Source organism: Rhizobium sp. Root1204 (genome assembly GCF_001424965.1).
In the GTDB taxonomy this organism is placed as follows: Bacteria; Pseudomonadota; Alphaproteobacteria; order Rhizobiales; family Rhizobiaceae; genus Pararhizobium.
Genome location: NZ_LMCZ01000034.1, coordinates 1 through 20,400, shown reverse-complemented (window position 1 = coordinate 20,400; position 20,400 = coordinate 1). Strand labels below are relative to the sequence as shown.

The 20,400-nt window shown below is 58.4% G+C and carries 33 protein-coding genes; 1 reads left to right on the top strand and 32 read right to left on the bottom strand.

Annotated elements, in window-relative coordinates:
- Positions 1–62: 62 nt before the first annotated feature.
- Positions 63–377 (bottom strand): quaternary ammonium compound efflux SMR transporter SugE, encoded by a 315-nt coding sequence (sugE, locus tag ASC96_RS21200; RefSeq protein WP_060505091.1) that lies wholly within the window; start codon positions 375–377, stop codon positions 63–65.
- A gap of 235 nt (positions 378–612) precedes the next feature.
- Between sugE and ASC96_RS21195 the strand changes: the two genes are divergently transcribed.
- Positions 613–990 carry a VOC family protein gene (locus ASC96_RS21195; protein WP_060505090.1) on the top strand — a complete coding sequence of 126 codons (378 nt, stop codon included), beginning with the start codon at positions 613–615 and terminating at the stop codon, positions 988–990.
- Between the two features lie 36 nt (positions 991–1,026).
- Here ASC96_RS21195 and ASC96_RS21190 read toward each other — a convergent pair whose 3' ends face one another.
- From ASC96_RS21190 to tuf, 31 genes are all read right to left on the bottom strand, one after another.
- Positions 1,027–2,328, bottom strand: a complete 1,302-nt coding sequence (locus ASC96_RS21190; RefSeq protein ID WP_244482244.1) for a replication-associated recombination protein A — start codon at positions 2,326–2,328, stop codon at positions 1,027–1,029.
- Between the two features lie 90 nt (positions 2,329–2,418).
- Positions 2,419–3,711, bottom strand: a complete 1,293-nt coding sequence (locus ASC96_RS21185) for a DegQ family serine endoprotease (protein ID WP_244482290.1) — start codon at positions 3,709–3,711, stop codon at positions 2,419–2,421.
- A 342-nt stretch (positions 3,712–4,053) separates the two neighbouring features.
- Entirely contained in the window at positions 4,054–4,479 is a 426-nt protein-coding gene (gene rplQ, locus ASC96_RS21180) for a 50S ribosomal protein L17 (protein WP_060505088.1), read from the bottom strand.
- 119 nt (positions 4,480–4,598) lie between these two features.
- Entirely contained in the window at positions 4,599–5,609 is a 1,011-nt protein-coding gene (locus ASC96_RS21175) for a DNA-directed RNA polymerase subunit alpha (RefSeq protein WP_037100639.1), read from the bottom strand.
- Between the two features lie 100 nt (positions 5,610–5,709).
- Positions 5,710–6,099, bottom strand: a complete 390-nt coding sequence (rpsK, locus tag ASC96_RS21170; RefSeq protein WP_018328263.1) for a 30S ribosomal protein S11 — start codon at positions 6,097–6,099, stop codon at positions 5,710–5,712.
- A 238-nt stretch (positions 6,100–6,337) separates the two neighbouring features.
- Positions 6,338–6,706, bottom strand: coding sequence for a 30S ribosomal protein S13 (rpsM, locus tag ASC96_RS21165; RefSeq protein ID WP_060505087.1), 369 nt, complete (start codon positions 6,704–6,706; stop codon positions 6,338–6,340).
- Positions 6,707–6,934: 228 nt separating this feature from the next.
- On the bottom strand, positions 6,935–7,531 hold the full coding sequence (locus tag ASC96_RS21160; protein WP_060505086.1) for an adenylate kinase: 597 nt from the start codon (positions 7,529–7,531) through the stop codon (positions 6,935–6,937).
- Positions 7,528–8,868: a preprotein translocase subunit SecY gene (gene secY / locus ASC96_RS21155; RefSeq protein WP_060505085.1), complete on the bottom strand. Its 1,341-nt coding sequence runs from the start codon at positions 8,866–8,868 to the stop codon at positions 7,528–7,530. Before secY ends, ASC96_RS21160 begins: the two co-directional genes overlap by 4 nt.
- Before the next feature lie 241 nt (positions 8,869–9,109).
- The gene (gene rplO / locus ASC96_RS21150; RefSeq protein WP_060505084.1) at positions 9,110–9,580 is read right to left on the bottom strand and encodes a 50S ribosomal protein L15; all 471 of its coding nucleotides are present in this window, start codon (positions 9,578–9,580) and stop codon (positions 9,110–9,112) included.
- Between the two features lie 13 nt (positions 9,581–9,593).
- Positions 9,594–9,797, bottom strand: coding sequence for a 50S ribosomal protein L30 (gene rpmD / locus ASC96_RS21145; RefSeq protein ID WP_037100625.1), 204 nt, complete (start codon positions 9,795–9,797; stop codon positions 9,594–9,596).
- A gap of 13 nt (positions 9,798–9,810) precedes the next feature.
- Complete coding sequence (rpsE, locus tag ASC96_RS21140; protein ID WP_060505083.1) at positions 9,811–10,380, bottom strand: 30S ribosomal protein S5; 570 nt, start codon at positions 10,378–10,380, stop codon at positions 9,811–9,813.
- A gap of 133 nt (positions 10,381–10,513) precedes the next feature.
- Positions 10,514–10,876 carry a 50S ribosomal protein L18 gene (gene rplR, locus ASC96_RS21135; RefSeq protein ID WP_037100619.1) on the bottom strand — a complete coding sequence of 121 codons (363 nt, stop codon included), beginning with the start codon at positions 10,874–10,876 and terminating at the stop codon, positions 10,514–10,516.
- Between the two features lie 12 nt (positions 10,877–10,888).
- Positions 10,889–11,422 (bottom strand): 50S ribosomal protein L6, encoded by a 534-nt coding sequence (gene rplF, locus ASC96_RS21130; protein WP_060505082.1) that lies wholly within the window; start codon positions 11,420–11,422, stop codon positions 10,889–10,891.
- Between the two features lie 43 nt (positions 11,423–11,465).
- Positions 11,466–11,864 (bottom strand): 30S ribosomal protein S8, encoded by a 399-nt coding sequence (gene rpsH, locus ASC96_RS21125; RefSeq protein WP_037100614.1) that lies wholly within the window; start codon positions 11,862–11,864, stop codon positions 11,466–11,468.
- Between the two features lie 12 nt (positions 11,865–11,876).
- On the bottom strand, positions 11,877–12,182 hold the full coding sequence (gene rpsN / locus ASC96_RS21120) for a 30S ribosomal protein S14 (protein WP_037100611.1): 306 nt from the start codon (positions 12,180–12,182) through the stop codon (positions 11,877–11,879).
- Between the two features lie 31 nt (positions 12,183–12,213).
- The gene (gene rplE / locus ASC96_RS21115) at positions 12,214–12,774 is read right to left on the bottom strand and encodes a 50S ribosomal protein L5 (RefSeq protein WP_060505081.1); all 561 of its coding nucleotides are present in this window, start codon (positions 12,772–12,774) and stop codon (positions 12,214–12,216) included.
- Complete coding sequence (rplX, locus tag ASC96_RS21110) at positions 12,767–13,078, bottom strand: 50S ribosomal protein L24 (RefSeq protein ID WP_037169463.1); 312 nt, start codon at positions 13,076–13,078, stop codon at positions 12,767–12,769. Before rplX ends, rplE begins: the two co-directional genes overlap by 8 nt.
- Before the next feature lie 12 nt (positions 13,079–13,090).
- On the bottom strand, positions 13,091–13,459 hold the full coding sequence (rplN, locus tag ASC96_RS21105) for a 50S ribosomal protein L14 (RefSeq protein ID WP_018328276.1): 369 nt from the start codon (positions 13,457–13,459) through the stop codon (positions 13,091–13,093).
- A gap of 238 nt (positions 13,460–13,697) precedes the next feature.
- Complete coding sequence (gene rpsQ / locus ASC96_RS21100; protein WP_037100601.1) at positions 13,698–13,934, bottom strand: 30S ribosomal protein S17; 237 nt, start codon at positions 13,932–13,934, stop codon at positions 13,698–13,700.
- 12 nt (positions 13,935–13,946) lie between these two features.
- Positions 13,947–14,147 carry a 50S ribosomal protein L29 gene (gene rpmC / locus ASC96_RS21095; RefSeq protein ID WP_037100598.1) on the bottom strand — a complete coding sequence of 67 codons (201 nt, stop codon included), beginning with the start codon at positions 14,145–14,147 and terminating at the stop codon, positions 13,947–13,949.
- A 12-nt stretch (positions 14,148–14,159) separates the two neighbouring features.
- Positions 14,160–14,573, bottom strand: coding sequence for a 50S ribosomal protein L16 (gene rplP, locus ASC96_RS21090; RefSeq protein WP_018239489.1), 414 nt, complete (start codon positions 14,571–14,573; stop codon positions 14,160–14,162).
- Between the two features lie 38 nt (positions 14,574–14,611).
- Complete coding sequence (gene rpsC / locus ASC96_RS21085) at positions 14,612–15,325, bottom strand: 30S ribosomal protein S3 (protein ID WP_037100592.1); 714 nt, start codon at positions 15,323–15,325, stop codon at positions 14,612–14,614.
- Positions 15,325–15,714: a 50S ribosomal protein L22 gene (gene rplV / locus ASC96_RS21080; RefSeq protein ID WP_018328280.1), complete on the bottom strand. Its 390-nt coding sequence runs from the start codon at positions 15,712–15,714 to the stop codon at positions 15,325–15,327. The genes rpsC and rplV overlap by 1 nt, the downstream gene beginning before the upstream one ends.
- 2 nt (positions 15,715–15,716) lie before the next feature.
- Positions 15,717–15,995, bottom strand: coding sequence for a 30S ribosomal protein S19 (gene rpsS, locus ASC96_RS21075; RefSeq protein ID WP_037100590.1), 279 nt, complete (start codon positions 15,993–15,995; stop codon positions 15,717–15,719).
- Between the two features lie 15 nt (positions 15,996–16,010).
- Positions 16,011–16,847 carry a 50S ribosomal protein L2 gene (gene rplB / locus ASC96_RS21070; protein WP_060505080.1) on the bottom strand — a complete coding sequence of 279 codons (837 nt, stop codon included), beginning with the start codon at positions 16,845–16,847 and terminating at the stop codon, positions 16,011–16,013.
- An 11-nt stretch (positions 16,848–16,858) separates the two neighbouring features.
- Complete coding sequence (locus ASC96_RS21065) at positions 16,859–17,152, bottom strand: 50S ribosomal protein L23 (RefSeq protein WP_037100585.1); 294 nt, start codon at positions 17,150–17,152, stop codon at positions 16,859–16,861.
- Complete coding sequence (gene rplD, locus ASC96_RS21060; RefSeq protein ID WP_060505079.1) at positions 17,149–17,769, bottom strand: 50S ribosomal protein L4; 621 nt, start codon at positions 17,767–17,769, stop codon at positions 17,149–17,151. Before rplD ends, ASC96_RS21065 begins: the two co-directional genes overlap by 4 nt.
- Before the next feature lie 12 nt (positions 17,770–17,781).
- Positions 17,782–18,462: a 50S ribosomal protein L3 gene (rplC, locus tag ASC96_RS21055; RefSeq protein WP_060505078.1), complete on the bottom strand. Its 681-nt coding sequence runs from the start codon at positions 18,460–18,462 to the stop codon at positions 17,782–17,784.
- Between the two features lie 154 nt (positions 18,463–18,616).
- Positions 18,617–18,925: a 30S ribosomal protein S10 gene (gene rpsJ / locus ASC96_RS21050; protein WP_003507767.1), complete on the bottom strand. Its 309-nt coding sequence runs from the start codon at positions 18,923–18,925 to the stop codon at positions 18,617–18,619.
- 290 nt (positions 18,926–19,215) lie between these two features.
- Complete coding sequence (locus ASC96_RS33230; RefSeq protein WP_156460006.1) at positions 19,216–19,311, bottom strand: hypothetical protein; 96 nt, start codon at positions 19,309–19,311, stop codon at positions 19,216–19,218.
- A 3-nt stretch (positions 19,312–19,314) separates the two neighbouring features.
- Positions 19,315–20,400: elongation factor Tu (gene tuf, locus ASC96_RS21045; RefSeq protein ID WP_060505077.1), on the bottom strand; the 1,086-nt coding region annotated here is incomplete at its 5' end.

The following is a 20,400-nucleotide window of genomic DNA, read 5'->3' as shown; positions in this document are numbered from 1 at the left end:
ATACTGAAATACCCCGTGCAGCGATCTGCACGGGGTATTTTTTTCATTCAACGCCGGTGATTTCAGGCCGTCAGCTTCAACCCGGCAATGCCCGCGATGATCAGCGCGATACAGCCGAGGCGTACAGCCGTCGCAGGCTCCGCAAACAGCACGATCCCCAGGATCACCGTCCCGACTGTTCCGATGCCCGTCCAGACGGCATACGCCGTGCCGAGCGGCAGCGTGCGCACGGCGATACCGAGCAGAACGACGCTTGCCACCATGGAAGCACCGGTCAGTACCGTCGGCACAAGCCTGGTAAAGCCTTCGGTATATTTCAGGCCGATTGCCCAACCGATTTCAAGAATTCCTGCGAGGAAAAGGATAGTCCAAGCCATCACTGACTCCGTCTAAGGGAGCGAGGCCGTCCTCGCGGATGTTCGGGTCCAGGCAATGATGCCGATCCCGTGCAGCCGTCTGCATAAGCACTCTATGCCATCCCGGTTTAACCATGACAAGAGCACGCGGCGCGTGCCGGCTATGCGCAGGCGGCAATCCGGACGCCCTGTGGTTTGCACTTGTGCGAATGATTTCGAACGGTGAAGATGGCGACGAAACAGGGAGTGTTCCGCAATGTTTGACCATGTCTCGATTGGCGTCAAAAACCTCGATCGTTCGCTTCGCTTCTATGACGCCATCCTGATGCCGCTCGGTTATGAGCGGTTGTCGAAGACGGACACGGTGATCGGCTATGGTTCGGACCGGATCAGTCTGTGGATTGCGCAGGTCGAGACCCCCGTCCCCGCCGACCGAGGGTCTGGCCTGCATTTCTGCTTCATCGCCCCGGATACCGCTTCGGTCGACGCCTTCCATACAGCCGGCATCGCCAACGGTGGCGAAGACAATGGGCCGCCGGGACTGCGGCCGGAATACAGCCAGTTTTATTACGCCGGCTTTCTCGTCGATCCCGATGGCTATCGCCTCGAGGCATTTTTCAAGCTGCCTGAGTGAGTAGACGTAGGCTAGAGCGGTAAAGAACGCGCAAGCCTATTCCTTTGCCGCGCGCTCCCGTTTCAGCCGGTGCCAGAACTCCAGGCGTTTCAGCGTCTCACGCTCGAAGCCGCGTTCTTGCGGCTTGTAAAACCGCGTGTCCTTGCTGCGCAGCTCTTCCGGAAAGAACTCCTGGCCGGAATAGGCATCCGGATAATCGTGATCGTATTTGTAACCCTCGTGATAGCCGAGGTCCTTCATCAGCTTGGTCGGGGCATTAAGAATGCTCTTCGGCGGCGGGATGGAGCCGGTCTGGCGGGCCATCTCGAGTGCCGCGTCGAACGACCGGTAACTGGCATTGGATTTTGGCGCGGTCGCCACGTAGACGATCGCCTGGGCAATGAACAGCCGTCCTTCCGGCCAGCCGATGCGCTCGAAGGCCGTCCAGGCGGCAATCACCTGCGGCATCGCGTTGGGATCGGCCATGCCGACGTCTTCGCTGGCAGCGCAGGCAAGCCGCCGGAACAGCGTTGTCGGATCTTCGCCGGCATCTACCATTCTGGCGCCCCAATAAAGGGCCGCATCAACATCGCTGCCGCGCAGGCTCTTGTGGAAGCAGCTCAGCAGATTGTAATGACCGTCCTGCGCCTTGTCATAGACGGGCATCCGCTTCTGCAGCGCCTTGGACAGACGCCCGATATCGAGGTCGCCCTCCTCCCCGATCGAGAGAACATCATCAGCCAGTCCCACCAGATATCGCCCGTCTCCATCGGCCATGTTAATCAACGAGGAGCGTGCATCGCTGGTCAGCGGCAGCCGCTTTCCGACGAAGTTTTCAACCCGCGCCAGGAGCAGTTCGGACGAGGCGGCGTCGAACGGATTGAGAGTGAAAACCTTGAGCCGCGACAGCAAGGCCGCGACTAGGCTGAAACTCGGATTTTCCGTGGTTGCGCCGATCAGAATGACCGTACCGTTTTCCACATGCGGTAAAAGCGCATCCTGGGTGCTGCGGTTGAACCGGTGAAGCTCGTCGATGAACAGAATGGTCTGCCGCCCGACGGTCCTGTTGTGTTTTGCGGTCTCGAAGACCTTGCGAAGATCGGCAATGCCGGACATGACGGCGGACAGCTGGACGAACTCCATCTTTGCGGAGGTCGCCACCAGCCGCGCAATCGTGGTCTTTCCGACGCCGGGCGGCCCCCAGAGAATGAAGGAGCCTACCGTGCCGCCCGGCAACAGCATACGGGCGATAGGCCCGTTTTCGCCCAGGAGATGATCCTGGCCGATGACCTCTTCCAGAGTCTCGGGACGAAGAGCATCGGCAAGCGGCCGCTGCGTCGCCTCATCGAACAATGTCATATCCAACTCCCCCATCCTGCTCCGGCCGGTCCTATGACGGCCAAAGCAAGATGCCTCTGCTCTCTGCTCCCGCTGAAACCGGCTAAATGATTACCGGAAGAACTGGCGGATACGCTGGCCATCACGTTCGATCTCGACGCGCCACAGCGACGGATCATCCTTGGCGATGGTTTCAAGCGTCGCTGACTTGTCGATCGGCGTGCCGTTGACAGCGATGATGATGTCCTTCGGCCGGAAACCGACGCGGGCAGCAGGCGACCCACGATTAATTTCGGTAATCACCACGCCTTTCGATGAAGCAGGCATCCGCAGTTCATCCGCCAGCCGCGGCGACAGATTGCCGACTACGGCGCCGGCAAAGGGATTGCGGCCTTCGATCAGCCGCTCGTCTCGGGGCGATGTTTCCGGCGCTTCGGCAAGCGCGAGATCGATATCGCGGGTCTTGCCATTGTCGCTGATCGTGACTTTGGCGACATGGCCGATGCCGACGGTGGTGAGACGATAACCCAGAGCGTCCGGGTGTTCGACCGCAATGCCGTTGACGGCAACGATCACCTGGCCGGGCTTGATGCCGGCCTTCTCCGCTGGACCGCCCTCGATAACGGACGTGACCAGCGCGCCGCGTGCCCGGTCGAGCCCGAGCGCATCGGCGACTTCCGAGGTTACGGGCTCAAAGCTTGCTCCGATGAACGGCCGGGTAAAGCTGCCATTGCCGCCCTCGGCCGAAGCGACGAAAACCTTGACCAGATTGGCCGGAATGGCAAAGCCGACGCCGTTGGAGCCGCCCCCGCGCGAAAAGATCGCGGTGTTGATGCCGATCAGTTGCCCGTTCATATCGATCAGGCCACCGCCGGAATTGCCCGGATTGATCGCCGCATCGGTCTGAATGAAGAAGCCGAAATCGCCAGAAATGACCTGATTGCGGGCAAGCGCCGAAACGATGCCGCTGGTCACCGTCTGGCCGACGCCAAAGGGATTGCCGATCGCCAAAACGAGATCGCCGACTTCGACAGCATCGGAATCACCCAGCGGCACGGTCTCGAACGGACCGTCGGCCTTGATCTTCAACACGGCGAGATCAAGCCGCTCATCCTTGAGCATGACCGTGGTTTCGAACTCGCGGCCGTCAGCCAGGGCGATCTTGATGTTATCGGCATCGGTGATGACATGGTAATTGGTGACGACGATGCCATTCTTGCCGACGATGACGCCGGAGCCTAGCGACGACTGCTTTTCCGAGCGATTGGGCATGCGCTGGCCGAAAAACTGCTCGAAGAACGGGTCATCGGCGAAGGGCGAGCGGGTCTGAACGGTCTTTTCAGCATAGACATTGACGACGGCATTGGCCGTCTGCTTGACCAGCGGCGCAAAGGACAGCTGCATTTCCGTCTTGCTTTGCGGCAGAACCTTCGGTGTCTCCGCCTGCGCCACTACCGCACTCGTATGGATGTTTTCCACGCCATCGTCCGGCTGTGTGCCGGCAAAACCAAAATGCGCGACGCCGGCAACAAGCGCCAGCGCGGCGATGGTGGACAGGACGAGAGTAGCGGGGGAACGGATCATGCGGGACATCCTGCCGAAATGGGTCATGGGGTAAAACAGATAGGATGTCAGGGATAAAAAGCAAAGGCGGCGGAACCGTGAAAACAGGATCAACAACAGCCTAAACGCAAAACAGCCGGGCTTTTGGCCCGGCTGTTTCAATCTTCCGATCAAACGGAAAACTTAAGCGGCGTCTGCAGCTTCTGCTTCGGCAGCAACGCGTGCGATGTCCTTGGCGCCCTTGGCCGAGGTGTCGCGATCGACGAATTCAATAACGGCCAGAGCCGCATTGTCGCCGTGACGGAAGCCGGCCTTCATGATGCGCAGGTAGCCACCGTTGCGGGTTGCGTAACGGGTTGCGATGGCATCGAACAGCTTGCCGACGACAGCAACGTCGCGGATCTGCGAGATGGCCTGACGGCGGGCATGCAGATCGCCGCGCTTGCCGAGCGTAACGAGCTTCTCGACGATCGGGCGGATTTCCTTTGCCTTCGGCAGGGTGGTGACGATCTGCTCATGTTCGATGAGCGAAGCAGCCATATTGGCAAACATTGCCTTACGGTGACTTGCAGTTCTATTCAGCTTGCGGCCGGCTACACCATGGCGCATTGCTATTCTCCTTTAATTGCAGGTTCCCTTTTCAGTCTGGGCCTGCCGTTTCCTGGCACATGCAGACTTTTGCCTGCTGTTTGACGGGGAAAGGCAGTCAAAACCTGCCTTTTTTATTGTTAATACTGGTCTTCGTAGCGCTTGGCGAGATCTTCGATGTTCTCGGGCGGCCATGCCGGTACTTCCATACCGAGGTGCAGGCCCATGGAAGCGAGAACTTCCTTGATTTCGTTCAGCGACTTGCGGCCAAAGTTCGGAGTGCGAAGCATTTCGGCTTCGGTCTTCTGAATGAGGTCGCCGATATAGACGATGTTGTCGTTCTTCAGGCAGTTGGCCGAACGGACGGAAAGTTCCAGTTCGTCGACCTTCTTGAGGAGCGCCGGGTTGAAAGCCAGTTCGGTGACGGCTTCTTCTTCGGCTTCCTTCTGCGGTTCGTCGAAGTTGACGAAAACGCCGAGCTGGTCTTGAAGGATGCGGGCCGCGAAAGCGACTGCATCTTCACCGGTGACGGAACCGTCGGTCTCGATCTGCATGGACAGCTTGTCGTAGTCGAGAACCTGACCTTCACGGGTGTTTTCCACCTTGTAGGACACTTTCTTGACCGGCGAATACAGGCTGTCGACCGGGATGAGGCCGATCGGTGCATCTTCCGAACGGTTGCGGTCAGCAGGAACGTAGCCCTTGCCGTTGTTGACGGTGAACTCCATGCGGATCTCGGCGCCCTCGTCGAGGGTGCAGATCACATGGTTCGGGTTGAGGATTTCGATATCGCCAACCGTCTGGATGTCACCGGCGGTAACAACGCCCGGGCCCTGCTTGCGCACAACCATGCGCTTTGCGTCGTCGCCATCCATCTTGATGGCGATTTCCTTGATGTTCAGCACGATGTCCGTCACATCTTCCCGGACGCCCGGGATCGAGGAGAACTCGTGCAGGACGCCGTCGATCTGCACTGCGGTAACAGCAGCACCACGAAGCGACGACAGAAGAACGCGGCGAAGCGCGTTGCCGAGGGTGAGGCCAAAGCCACGCTCCAGCGGCTCGGCAACAAGGCTAACCTTGGTGCGGCCGGAGGACGAGAACTCAACCTTGTTCGGCTTGATCAGTTCCTGCCAGTTTTTCTGAATCATATGTTCTGCCTTCTGTTCGTTGCCACCATTCAATCGTGACAACCGAGCCTTGAAGCGCCGGGAGAGGTTGCCCCCTCACCGGCTTGATGAATGCGTAAACTTAAACGCGGCGCTTCTTGCGCGGACGGCAACCGTTGTGCGGGATCGGCGTAACGTCACGGATCGAGGTGATCATGAAGCCAGCAGCCTGAAGCGCGCGCAGAGCCGATTCACGGCCGGAACCCGGGCCGCAGACTTCGACTTCGAGCGTCTTCATGCCGTGTTCCTGGGCCTTCTTGGCCGCATCTTCAGCAGCCATCTGGGCTGCGAACGGGGTCGACTTACGCGAGCCCTTGAAGCCCTTCGAACCAGCCGACGACCAGGCAATCGCGTTGCCCTGTGCATCGGTGATGGTGATCATCGTGTTGTTGAACGACGAGTTGACGTGAGCAACGCCCGTAGAAATGTTTTTCCGCTCGCGACGGCGAACGCGTGTGGCTTCCTTGGCCATGGTATACCTTTCGTTGATCTCTGCACCGCCGTAGTACCAGCGGCTCCACCGGGCGGAGGATAACCCCTGCCCTGAATTCTCAAGATTGTGCACAGACGGAAGACCCGGCCTGCGCGGCGATATCGTCACTGCCGTAACACCAGCAGCTCCACCGGAGGGGCATGAAACCACGCCCATCCGAAACTACAAAAAGAGGCCGGCGTCGAACGCCAGCCCCCGCATTCCCCATGTCGGGAAATTACTTCTTCTTACCAGCAATCGCCTTTGCCGGACCCTTGCGGGTACGAGCATTGGTATGCGTACGCTGACCGCGAACAGGCAGCGAACGACGATGACGCAGACCGCGGTAGCAGCCCAGGTCCATCAGACGCTTGATGTTCATCGAGGTCTCGCGACGCAGGTCGCCTTCAACCTGATAATCGCGGTCGATTGTTTCGCGGATCTGAAGGATTTCAGCATCCGTCAGTTGGTGCACACGACGTTCAGCCGGGATACCGACCTTCTCGACGATTTCCTGTGCGAACTTCGCTCCGATCCCGTGAATGTAACGAAGCGCGATTACTACGCGCTTGCTCGTCGGGATGTTGACGCCAGCGATACGTGCCACGCCTGTTCTCCTTGCTTCCAGTTGCCATCCGGCAATAGGTGCTTCGTTATGCAGCCCTTTTCAAAAGGCCGACTGTGAAAGTTCTGTTCGGAACACGTCAAAAGAATCGCGCCCGGACTTCGTCTTTGAAATCCGCGCCGATCCCTAGCATGCTGCGAGTTAGCGCGGTCTTTGAAGGAATCGACCGCAAAAGTCAACTCCCCGGCAGTCCTTTTTCAAGAACTGCCTTTAGGCGTCAGCCGAAGCCGATGCCAGAATTGCGTTGATTTGAGAGGTGACGGTCTCGACCGGCGCCATTCCATCAACTGTCTTCAATTCGCCGGTTACAGCATAATGCTGCGACAGAGGCGCCGTCTTCTCGCGATACTCGACAAGACGCTTCTTGAATGCTTCCGGATTATCGTCGGAACGAACCGTACCGCCAGCGGCAATGGTTTCTGCTACGCGATTCTCGATGCGCCGTACAAGCGCATCTTCATCCACCTTCAATTCGATAACCGAATCAAGGCGAAGCCCCTTGCCTGCAAGCATCTTGCCAAGGGCAACAGCCTGCGGAACGGTGCGCGGATAGCCATCGAGGATGAAACCATTGGCGCAATCCGGCGAATCGATCCGGTCGGATACGATTTCATTGACAATCTCGTCGGAAACGAGCTGGCCGGCATCCATGACAGCCTTGGCACGCTTCCCGACTTCCGTCTGCGCCTGTACGGCAGCCCGCAGCATATCGCCTGTGGAAAGCTGCGGAATCCCGTATTTTTCCGTCAGAAGCTTGGCCTGAGTTCCCTTGCCAGCACCCGGCGGTCCTAAAAATATTAGTCTCATCGGCCCCTCTTTCCTCCACGCAGCTTCGATTTCTTGATCAACCCCTCATACTGCTGGGCAATCAGGTGACCCTGTACCTGTGCTACAGTATCAAGGGTAACGCTGACAACAATCAAAAGCGACGTACCACCAAGGTAGAACGGCACGCCGGTCTGCGCGATCATGACTTCAGGCAGAATGCAGACGAACATCAGGTAGATCGCGCCGAGCACGGTGATGCGCGTCAACACGTAATCGATGTACTCAGCAGTGCGTTCACCTGGGCGAATACCGAGGATAAAACCGCCGTGCTTCTTCAGATTGTCGGCCGTGTCCTTCGGATTGAAAACGATGGCCGTATAGAAGAAGGCAAAGAACGCGATCATGCCACCGTAGAGCACCATGTAGAGCGGCTTGCCGTGGCCAAGGGCCGCGACGACGGTCGTTGCCCAGCCTGGCAGCGCTGCGCTATTGGCAAAGCCTGCAAGCGTTGCCGGCAGAAGCAGAAGCGACGACGCGAAGATCGCAGGAATAACGCCGGCGGTGTTAAGCTTCAGCGGCAGGTGAGACGTGTCGCCCTGGAACATCTTGTTGCCAACTTGCCGCTTCGGATACTGGATCAGAAGCCTGCGCTGGGCGCGCTCGACGAAGACGATCAGCGCGATAACGGCAACGACCATGACGATGATGGCCAGAATGAGCGGCGTCGACAGAGCGCCGGTGCGGCCCAGTTCGAGCGTACCAGCCAGAGCTGTCGGCAGATGCGCGACAATCCCGGCAAAGATGATCAGCGAAATACCGTTACCAATGCCGCGCGATGTGATCTGCTCGCCAAGCCACATCAGGAACATCGTACCGCCAAGCAGCGAAATGACGGTCGAGATCCGGAAGAACCAGCCTGCGTCCACGACCAGGCCATTGCCGCTTTCAAGGCCGACTGCAATGCCATAGGCCTGCAGCGTGCCGAGCAGCACCGTGCCGTAGCGGGTGTACTGGTTGATGACCTTGCGGCCCTGCTCGCCTTCCTTCTTCAACTGCTCCAGCGACGGGACCACGGAGGTCATCAGCTGAACGATGATGGAGGCGGAAATGTAAGGCATGATGCCGAGGGCGAAGATTGCCATGCGCTCGACGGCGCCGCCCGAAAACATGTTGAAAAGGCCGAGGATACCACCGCTCTGCCCGGCAAACGCCTGCGCAAAAGCTTCCGGATTCAGGCCTGGCAGCGGAATATATGTGCCAAGGCGATACACCAGAAGCGCGCCGAGGGTGAACCAGAGGCGGCGTTTCAAATCTTCGGCTTTTGCGAAAGTCGCAAAATTCAGGTTGGAGGCGAGCTGTTCCGCTGCAGAAGCCATGCAATTCTCCGCGTAGCCAGTTCGGAACCCGCGGGGAAACCCGGTCAGATCCGGAAAAAAGCTATCTTCTTTTTATGAAAACCGGTTTGGAGACGACTGCTACCGCAATCACGCGCCTCACCGTAGTTCCCGATCAATATTCTGCTGCGCCGGACGAATCCGGCCGTGCAATCCGTGAGGCTCTCATATGGGAGCAAAACCGCCCGGTGTGAAGCACCCCGGGCGGTTCATCAGCAACTAATTATTCAGCAGCGCCCGAAAGCAGCTTGATCGAACCGCCAGCCTTTTCGATCTTTTCGATCGCAGGCTTGGAAGCGCCGGCAACTTCGATCGTTACCTTTGCCTTCAGTTCGCCGTCGGCGAGAACGCGTACGCCGTCCTTGGCGCGGCGGATAACGCCGGCAGCCGTCAGAGCAGCAGCATCGATGGTCTTGGAAGCATCAAGCTTCTTGGCATCGATTGCGATCTGGATACGGCCGAGCGACACAACAACAAAATCCGAACGGAAGATGTTGTTGAAGCCGCGCTTCGGCAGACGGCGGTAGATTGGCATCTGGCCGCCTTCGAAGCCGTTGATGGCAACGCCCGAACGAGCCTTCTGACCCTTGACACCGCGGCCGGCAGTCTTGCCGGATCCGGAGCCGATACCACGGCCGAGACGCTTGCGGTTCTTCGTCGAACCTTCGTTGTCTTTGATTTCATTCAGTTTCATGACGGTATCCCCCTCACTTCTCGTCGACGACGCGAACGAGATGCTGGACGGCCCGGATCATGCCGCGAACGGAAGGTGTATCTTCCAGAACGCTAACCCGGTGCATCTTGTTGAGACCGAGACCGATCAGCGTTGCGCGCTGTACGGCTGGGCGGCGAATGGGGCTGCCGATCTGTTCGACCGCAACCGTCTTCTTTGCAACTTCTTTCTTAGCCATTGTTCAGGCTCCCTTATTCTTCGGAAGCAACGCCGGCGGATACGCGGCGGCTCTGCAGGGTGGCATACTTCATGCCGCGCTGAGCTGCGATATCCTTCGGGTGCATCTGGCTCTTCAGGGCGTCGAACGTGGCGCGAATCATGTTGTACGGGTTCGAAGAACCAGTCGACTTCGCAACAACGTCGTGCATGCCGAGCGTTTCGAAAACGGCGCGCATCGGACCACCGGCGATGATACCGGTACCGGCCTTGGCGGCACGCAGCAGAACCTTGCCTGCGCCGTGACGGCCATGAACGTCGTGATGAAGCGTACGACCCGAGCGCAGCGGAACGAAGATCAGTTCGCGCTTGGCAGCTTCGGTGGCCTTGCGGATGGCTTCCGGCACTTCACGTGCCTTGCCATGACCGAAGCCAACGCGGCCCTTCTGGTCGCCGACGACGACGAGAGCAGCAAAGCCGAAACGACGGCCACCCTTGACGACTTTTGCGACGCGGTTGATTGCTACGAGCTTGTCAACGAATTCGCTGTCGCGCTCCTCGCGGTTCTGGCGATCGTCGCGAGAACCTCTTTTTTCTTGTGCCATTGTCCTTTTCCTTTTTCTTTTCCGGGTGCAATCGGCAGATTGACAAAGGTCGCTTCGGTTTCATTGAACCGAAGCGACCGGGTATTATCCGAGCAATTTTTATAAGTCCAGACACGAATGCCTGGAAACTGCATCAGAAGTTCAGGCCACCCTCGCGGGCTGCCTCGGCGAGCGCCTTGACGCGGCCGTGATAGATGAAGGCGCCACGGTCAAAGACGACGTCCTTGACACCAGCCTTCGAGGCGCGCTCTGCGAGGAGCTTGCCAACGGCAGCAGCAGCTGCCGTGTCAGCACCCGTCTTAAGCGACGGACGCAGATCCGTGTCGAGTGTCGAGGCAGACGCGACGGTCTTGCCTGCAACATCATCGATAACCTGTGCGTAGATGTTCTTCGACGAGCGATGAACGGACAGGCGCAGACGGCCATTGGCCACTGCCTTGACTTGACGGCGCACGCGGCTGGCGCGGCGCACAAGTGTATCTTTCCTTGTAGCCATTTCGCGTGATCCTTACTTCTTCTTGCCTTCTTTGCGGACAATCCGCTCGCCAGCATACTTGACGCCCTTGCCCTTGTAGGGCTCGGGGCCACGGTATTCGCGGATTTCTGCCGCGACCTGGCCGACCTGCTGCTTGTTGATGCCGGTGACGACGATTTCCGTCGGCTTCGGCACAGCAATCGAGATGCCTTCAGGAGTCTGATAGACCACGTCGTGGCTGAAACCGAGTGCGAGCTGCAGGTTCTTGCCCTGAAGCGACGCGCGGTAACCAACGCCGTTGATTTCGAGCTTGCGCTCGAAGCCGTCCTTGACGCCCTTGAAGATGTTTTCGATCATCGTGCGGGACATGCCCCACTTCGACCGAGCATCCTTGGACTGGTCAACCGGGGTCACCGACACCGCGTTGTCTTCCAGCTTTACGAGAACTTCGTCGTTCGCAACGAAGATGAGTTCGCCTTTCGGGCCCTTTGCAGTCACTGTCTGGCCATTAACCGTGGCTGTGACACCTGCAGGAACCTGAACGGGCTTTTTACCGATACGAGACATATTTCAAACCTGTCTGTCCGTTATGGAGATCACTGCTACCGTATTAGAATACGGAGCAGAGAACCTCGCCACCAACGTTCTGTTCGCGTGCCTGATGATCGGCCATCACACCCTTCGGAGTCGAAAGGATAGTGATACCGAGACCGTTCGCGACCTGCGGAATGGACTTGACCGAGACATAAACCCGGCGGCCCGGCTTCGATACGCGGCCGATCTCACGGATCACCGACGCACCTTCGTAGTACTTCAACTCGATATTCAGCTCGGCCTTGCCGTTGCCGAATTCGGTTTCCGAGTAACCGCGGATGTAGCCTTCAGCCTGAAGGACATCCAGAACGCGTGCGCGCAGCTTGGAAGCCGGCGTGGAAACGCTCGACTTGCGGCGGGAAGCACCGTTGCGGATACGTGTGAGCATATCGCCCAGCGGATCAGTCATTGCCATGTACCCGTCTCCTTACCAGCTCGACTTAACAATGCCCGGCACCTTGCCGAAATTGCCAAGTTCACGAAGCGCAATACGCGACATCTTGAGTTTGCGATAATATGCGCGCGGACGACCCGTTACTTCGCAACGATTGCGAACGCGGGTCTTGGAGCCGTCACGCGGGAGGCTGGCCAGCTTCAGAGTAGCCTTGAAACGCTCTTCGATCGGAAGAGACTGGTTCATGATGGTGGCCTTCAGGGCTGCGCGCTTGGACGCATCCTGGGCAACCGACTTACGGCGGCGATTGTTCTTTTCAATTGCGCTCGTCTTCGCCATTCAACTTAATCCTTCTGCTTGTCGTTACGGCTTACGTGCGAAACGGGAAGTTGAACTCTGTAAGCAGAGCGCGAGCTTCGTCGTCGTTCGTTGCCGTCGTGCAAACGATGATGTCCATGCCCCACATCTGATCAACCTTGTCGTAGTTGATCTCCGGGAACACAATGTGTTCCTTGACACCCATGGCGAAGTTGCCACGGCCGTCAAAGCTCTTCGGATTCAGGCCGCGGAAATCTCGAACGCGCGGAAGCGCGATGTTGATCAGGCGGTCCAGGAATTCGTACATGCGAACGCCGCGCAGGGTAACCTTTGCGCCGATCGGCATGCCTTCGCGCAGCTTGAAGCCGGCGATGGAGGTGCGGGCCTTGGTGATGACCGGCTTCTGGCCGGCAATCGCTGCGAGGTCTGCTGCAGCAACCGTTGGCTTCTTGGAATCAGCCGTCGATTCGCCAACGCCCATGTTGATGACGATCTTGTCGAGGCGCGGGATCTGCATGACGTTTGCGTAGGAGAACTTCTCCTGCATTGCCTTGGAGATACGCTCAACGTATTCCGTCTTCAGACGGGGCTCATACTTCTTGGTGTCAGCCATCGATCGACACTCCCGAACGCTTTGCAACGCGAACCTTCTTGTCGCCGTCGATCTTGAAACCGACGCGAGTCGGCTTGCCGTCCTTGGGGTCGGCGATCGCGATGTTCGACAGGTGAATCGACGCTTCCTTGTTGATGATGCCGGCTTCCTGGCTCTGGGTCTGGCGCTGGTGACGCTTCACCATGTTGACGCCACGCACAACAGCCCGGTCTTCCTTAGGCAGAACCTGGAGAACTTCCCCAGAACGGCCCTTGTCCTTGCCGGTCAATACGACGACCTTGTCGCCCTTGCGAATCTTTTGCATCTCAATCGCTCCTTACAGTACTTCTGGAGCCAGCGAGATGATCTTCATGTGGTTCTTGGCGCGAAGTTCGCGCGGAACCGGTCCGAAGATACGGGTGCCGATCGGCTCTTTCTTGTTGTCGATAAGAACAGCTGCGTTGTTATCGAACCGGATGACGCTGCCGTCCGGACGACGGATGTCCTTGGCTGTGCGAACCACAACCGCCTTCATCACATCACCCTTCTTGACGCGGCCGCGCGGAATAGCTTCCTTGATCGAAACGACGATAATGTCGCCGACCGAAGCGTACTTGCGCTTGGAACCGCCCAGCACCTTGATGCACATGACACGACGTGCGCCGGAATTATCCGCCACGTCGAGGTTTGTTTGCATCTGAATCATGTCAGGTCGCCTTCTTGTTGTGACCGGACCGGTTGGGCCAACCTCATCAGATTGAGGGCCCCCTGTTCCAGCTTCTAAATTTCTGTTCTCGCGCGGGATCGATCGTTGCCAGGGTGGTTTCCCAAACAGGACCTTCCGTGCGCTCAAAGCAAAAGAACGCCCGTAGACGAGCGTCCTTGCGCTGCTTCATACAGATTTTCGCAGCCGACGCAAGGGCCGGATGCGAAAGTCTTAAGAATTAGGCCTGAACGGAAACCACTGTCCAGGTCTTATCCTTGGAGATCGGCGCGCATTCCTCGATGGAAACCTGGTCGCCGACCTTGTACTGGTTGTTCTCGTCATGCGCCTTGTACTTCTTGGACCGGCGAACGGTCTTCTGGAAGATCGGGTGCGCGAAACGACGCTCGACACGGACCACAACGGTCTTATCGTTCTTGTCGCTGACGACTGTGCCCTGCAGAATGCGTTTTGGCATATTCTTTGATCCTTAAGCCTTGGCTTCTGCCGCCTTCTGGCGGGCAATGGTTTTGACGCGCGCAATGTCCTTACGGACTTCATTGATGCGCGACGACTTTTCGAGCTGGCCTGTAGCCTTCTGGAAGCGCAGATTGAACTGCTCTTTCTTCAGCTTGGCAAGCTCTTCGTTGAGCTGATCGGCGCTGAGCGCGCGGACGGTATCGGCTTTCATGGGCTTTACTCCTTACTCTGCAATGCGCTGTACGAAGCGCGTCTTGACAGAGAGTTTCGCAGCACCAAGGCGAAGCGCCTCACGGGCGAGTTCTTCGCTGACGCCGTCGATTTCGAACATCATTCGGCCGGGCTTGACCTTGCAAGCCCAATATTCAACCGAACCCTTACCTTTACCCATACGAACTTCGGTCGGCTTAGCCGTGACCGGTACGTCTGGGAATACGCGGATCCATACGCGGCCGGCACGTTTCATGTGACGGGTGATCGCGCGGCGGGCCGCTTCGATCTCGCGTGCGTTTACGCGGTTCGGCTCCTGAGACTTCAGGCCGAATTCACCGAAAGCAAGGTCGGAACCGCCCTTGGCAACGCCCTTGATGCGTCCCTTGAACTGCTTGCGGTACTTAGTGCGCTTTGGCTGCAACATTTTTTTAATTCTCCGATATTAGCTGCCAGGAACGACTGTTACGCGTTTTCGCGACGACGGTTGTTGCTGCTGGGGCCCTGGGCATCTGCCTCGGACGAACGACGCTCGGAAGCCATCGGATCGTGTTCGAGGATTTCGCCCTTGAAGATCCAGACCTTGATGCCGCAGATACCGAAAGCGGTCTTGGCTTCAGCCACACCGTAGTCGATGTCGGCGCGAAGCGTGTGCAACGGCACGCGGCCTTCACGGTACCATTCGGTACGAGCGATTTCAGCACCGCCGAGACGGCCGCCGCAGGTGATCTTGATGCCTTCGGCGCCAAGACGCATTGCGGACTGAACGGCACGCTTCATCGCACGGCGGAAAGCCACGCGGCGTTCGAGCTGCTGAGCGATCGACTGGGCGACGAGCGTCGAGTCGACTTCCGGCTTGCGCACTTCAACGATGTTGAGGTGCGTTTCCGACTTGGTCATCTCGCCGATCTTCTTGCGCAGCTTTTCGATGTCTGCGCCCTTCTTGCCGATGATCAGGCCCGGGCGAGCCGAGTGGATCGTGACGCGGCACTTCTTGTGCGGACGCTCGATAACCACCTTGGCGATACCAGCCTGCTTCAGCTCTTCCATGACGTAGGCACGGATCTTCAGGTCTTCGTGAAGAAGCTGACCGTATTCTGCGTTGTCCGCGAACCAGCGGCTATCCCAGGTACGGTTGATGCCGAGGCGGAAGCCGACTGGATTGATCTTCTGACCCATTATGCGGCCTCCCCTTTAGCTTCGACTTCGCGAACAACGATCGTCAGATGCGCGAAAGGCTTTTCGATACGCGATGCACGGCCACGGCCACGAGCGTGGAAACGCTTCATGACGATGGACTTGCCAACGTAAGCTTCGGCAACGATCAGGCTGTCGACGTCGAGATCGTGGTTGTTTTCTGCGTTAGCGATCGCAGATTCCAGCGTCTTCTTGACAGTGTCCGAGATCCGCTTGCGCGAGAACTCGAGTTCGGCCAGAGCCCGGTCAACCTTCTTGCCGCGGATCATCGCAGCTACCAGGTTGAGCTTCTGGGGGCTGACGCGGATCGTGCGCGCGATTGCCTGCGCCTCGTTATCCTTCAGCCGGCGTTCGGCTTTTGCCTTGCCCATAATTACTTCCTCTTTGCCTTCTTGTCCGCACCGTGACCGTAATAGGTCCGGGTCGGAGAGAATTCACCGAACTTGTGACCGATCATGTCTTCGTTGACACTGACCGGAACATGCTTGCTGCCATTGTAGACGCCGAACGTGAGACCGACGAACTGCGGCAGGATCGTGGAGCGGCGGCTCCACATCTTGATCACTTCGTTGCGGCCGCCTTCACGAACCTTCTCAGCCTTCTTGAGAAGATAGCCGTCAACAAACGGACCTTTCCATACTGAACGAGTCATTGGAGACTTCCTCTCTTACTTCTTACGCTGATGACGCGAGCGCATGATGAACTTGTCGGTCGACTTGTTCGAGCGCGTACGCTTGCCCTTGGTGGGCTTACCCCAAGGCGAAACCGGATGACGGCCACCCGAGGTGCGGCCTTCACCACCGCCGTGCGGGTGGTCAACAGGGTTCATGACGACGCCGCGAACATGCGGACGCTTGCCACGCCAAACCGAACGACCGGCCTTGCCGTCGTTGATGTTGCCGTGATCGGGGTTGGAAACTGCACCGACCGTTGCAAGGCAGGAGCCGTGCACCAGGCGCTGTTCGCCAGACGACAGGCGAAGGATCGCCATGCCCTGGTCGCGACCAACCAGCTGAACGTAGGCGCCGGCGGAGCGAGCGATCTGACCGCCCTTGCCCGGCTTCATCTCGACGTTGTGAACGATCGAACCAACCGGCATGTACTGAAGCGGCATGGTGTTGCCTGGCTTCACGTCAACCTGCTTTTCCGAAGCAATCACCTTGTCGCCGGCAGCGAGGCGCTGCGGAGCAATGATGTAAGCCTGTTCGCCGTCCGCATAGTTGATCAGCGCGATGAACGCCGTGCGGTTCGGGTCGTATTCGAGGCGTGCAACCGTGCCTTCAACGTCGAACTTGCGACGCTTGAAGTCGATCAGACGATAGGTACGCTTGTGACCACCGCCCTGGAAACGCACGGTGATGCGGCCAGTGTTGTTACGTCCGCCCTTGGAGGACAGGCCTTCGGTCAGCGACTTGACCGGCTTGCCCTTGTGCAGGCCGGACCGGTCGACGATGACCAGCTGGCGCTGGCTCGGGGTGATCGGATTGAAACTTTTCAATGCCATTGTTCTATTCCTCAGAGTCCGGTGGAGACGTCGATGGTCTGACCGTCAGCGAGTGTGACGATTGCCTTCTTGACGTCCTTCTGCCGGCCCGCGAAACCGCGGAAGCGCTTCAGCTTGCCCTTGCGGACGAGCGTGTTCACAGCCGTAACCTTGACGCCGAACAGCGCTTCGATCGCAGCCTTGATTTCCGGCTTCGACGCGCCCTTGGCGACGTTGAAGATGATCTGGTTCTGTTCAGAAACCAGCGTCGACTTTTCGGTGATCGACGGAGCGAGGATCACATCGTAGTGGCGAAGGTCAGTCATTTAAACCGCTCCTCAAGAGCTTCAACTGCAGCCTTGGACAGGACGAGCTTGCCGCGGCGCAGAATGTCATAAACGTTGATGCCCTGCACCGGCAGAACGTCCACGTTCGGGATGTTCTGAGCTGCGAGCTTGAAATTGCTGTCGAGTTCGGCGCCGCCGATGAACAGCACGTTGGTCAGGCCGAGCGTTGCGAACGCGCCGGTCAGCACCTTCGTCTTGGCTTCAGCAGCAACCAGGCTGTCAACGATGATCAGCTCTTCGGCACGCAGCTTGGCGGACAGCGCATGACGCAGGCCGAGAGCACGAACCTTCTTGGGCAGGTCATGGGCGTGGCTGCGAACAACCGGGCCATGAGCCTTACCACCGCCGCGGAACTGCGGAGCACGAGCCGAATGGTGACGAGCGCGGCCCGTACCCTTCTGCTTGAACATCTTGGCGCCGGTGCGTGCGACTTCTGCACGGCCCTTGGCCTTATGCGTACCCTGCTGCTTCTTGGCAAGCTGCCAGCGAACGACGCGGGCAATGATATCTTCGCGCGGCTCAAGGCCGAAAATCGCGTCGGACAGGGAAACCTTACCGGCCTCTTTGCCCTCGAGTGTGGTGACGTTGAGATCCATGATCTGGCCCCCTTACTTGGCTGCGCGCACAGCGGCAGGACGCGGAGCGTCAGCCGGAGTGCCGGACTTGATGGCGTCGCGAACGACGATCCATGCGCCCTTGGAGCCGGGTACGGCGCCCTTGACGAGGATCAGACCGCGGTCTTCATCGGTGGAGACCACTTCCAGGTTCTGGGTGGTGATGCGTGTCTGACCCATGTGGCCAGCCATGCGCTTACCCTTCCAGACGCGGCCCGGATCCTGGTTGGAACCAGTCGAACCATGCGAACGGTGCGATACGGACACGCCGTGCGTTGCACGCAGACCGCCGAAGTTGTGGCGCTTGATGGCACCGGCAAAACCCTTACCGGCAGATGTACCGGTAACGTCGACCAGCTGGCCGGCGACGAAATGGTTTGCAGTGAGCTCAGCGCCGACATCGATCAGATTGTCCGACGAAACGCGGAACTCAACGACCTTGGCCTTCGGCTCTACATTGGCGGCAGCGAACTGACCACGCAACGGCTTGCTCGTGTTCTTGACCTTGGACTGGCCGGCACCGAGCTGAACTGCGGTGTAGCCATTCTTGTCTTCTGTGCGATGGGCCACAACCTGGCAGTTTTCCATCCGCAATACTGTAACCGGGATGTGCTCACCAGCGTCGTTATAGACGCGGGTCATCCCAATTTTCTGTGCAATCACACCTGAACGCATTGGTTCATTCCTCTTAAGAGTTAGCGACGGAGCAAACCCCGTTGCATCTCTGGTTTAAGGTTTCCCTCAGATCACCCGATCGCTAGACCGGAGGCTTTGAGGGTCGCCCGTTTTTGGAAGCCGTTGGACCGAAATCCACGTACCTTCCTTGTTTTTAAAGCTTGATTTCCACATCTACGCCGGCAGCGAGGTCGAGCTTCATCAGCGCGTCAACAGTCTGCGGAGTAGGATCGACGATATCGAGGAGACGCTTGTGGGTGCGCATCTCGAACTGTTCACGGCTCTTCTTATCAACGTGAGGCGAGCGGTTGACAGTAAACTTTTCAATCCGGGTAGGAAGCGGCACCGGACCACGAACCGAAGCGCCTGTGCGCTTGGCCGTCGAAACGATTTCCCGCGTGGAGGCATCAAGAATCCGGTGATCAAACGCCTTGAGGCGGATACGGATATTCTGGCCGTTCATTCGAGTTATCCTTGTTGTTGTTAGCGAATGCCACAATGAGGCAGTTCGTTAGTCGTTTCCGGGTGCTGATGCTTCAAAGAACACAAAAAGCAAATCGCTCTCTGTCCGTTTCTGCAATTCGACCCGCCACATATACGGAATCGGCGTCCGACACAATGACCGAACGCCCACGAAAACACGTTTTTTCGTGCTTCCGTCAATTCGAGAGGCATACACCCTGAAGTGCAGGCTTCGACCAGCAAATATTCAAGGAAGCGGCGCTTGAATGCGCCGCTTCCCAACCGAGTAAATTACTCGACGATGGAGGCTACGATGCCGGCGCCGACGGTACGGCCGCCTTCACGGATAGCGAAGCGCAGCTTTTCTTCCATGGCGATCGGAACGATCNATTACTCGACGATGGAGGCTACGATGCCGGCGCCGACGGTACGGCCGCCTTCACGGATAGCGAAGCGCAGCTTTTCTTCCATGGCGATCGGAACGATCAGCTCGACGGCAACGGTGACGTTGTCGCCAGGCATAACCATTTCCGTGCCTTCCGGAAGCGACACGATACCGGTCACGTCCGTCGTGCGGAAGTAGAACTGCGGACGGTAGTTGGTGAAGAACGGTGTATGACGGCCGCCTTCTTCCTTCGTCAGGATGTAGGCTTCTGCCATGAACTTCTTGTGCGGCTTGACCGAACCCGGCTTGCACAGGATCTGACCACGCTCGACGCCGTCACGGGTAACGCCGCGAACCAGAGCACCGATGTTGTCGCCAGCCTGGCCCTGATCGAGCAGCTTGCGGAACATTTCAACGCCGGTAACCGTCGTCTTCGAGGTGGCGCGGATGCCGACGATTTCGACTTCTTCACCAACCTTGACGATACCACGCTCGACGCGGCCGGTCACAACCGTACCACGGCCCGAGATCGAGAACACGTCTTCGATCGGCATCAGGAACGGCAGGTTGATCGGACGCTCAGGCGTCGGGATGTAGGCGTCAACAGCAGCCATCAGCTCGCGGATCGCGTCTTCGCCGATCTTCTTGTCGGAATCTTCCAGAGCGGCCAGAGCCGAGCCCTTGATGATCGGAATGTCGTCGCCCGGGAAGTCGTACATCGACAAGAGTTCGCGAACTTCCAGCTCAACGAGCTCGAGCAGTTCGGCGTCGTCGACCTGGTCGACCTTGTTGAGGAACACGACGATTGCCGGAACGCCAACCTGACGGGCAAGCAGGATGTGCTCGCGGGTCTGCGGCATCGGGCCGTCGGCAGCCGAGCAAACCAGGATCGCGCCGTCCATYTGGGCAGCACCGGTGATCATGTTCTTGACGTAGTCGGCGTGGCCGGGGCAGTCAACGTGGGCGTAGTGACGGTTCGGCGTCTCATACTCGACGTGTGCCGTCGAGATGGTGATGCCGCGGGCCTTTTCTTCCGGTGCTGCGTCGATCTGGTCGTACGCCTTGAACTCGCCGAAATACTTCGTGATCGC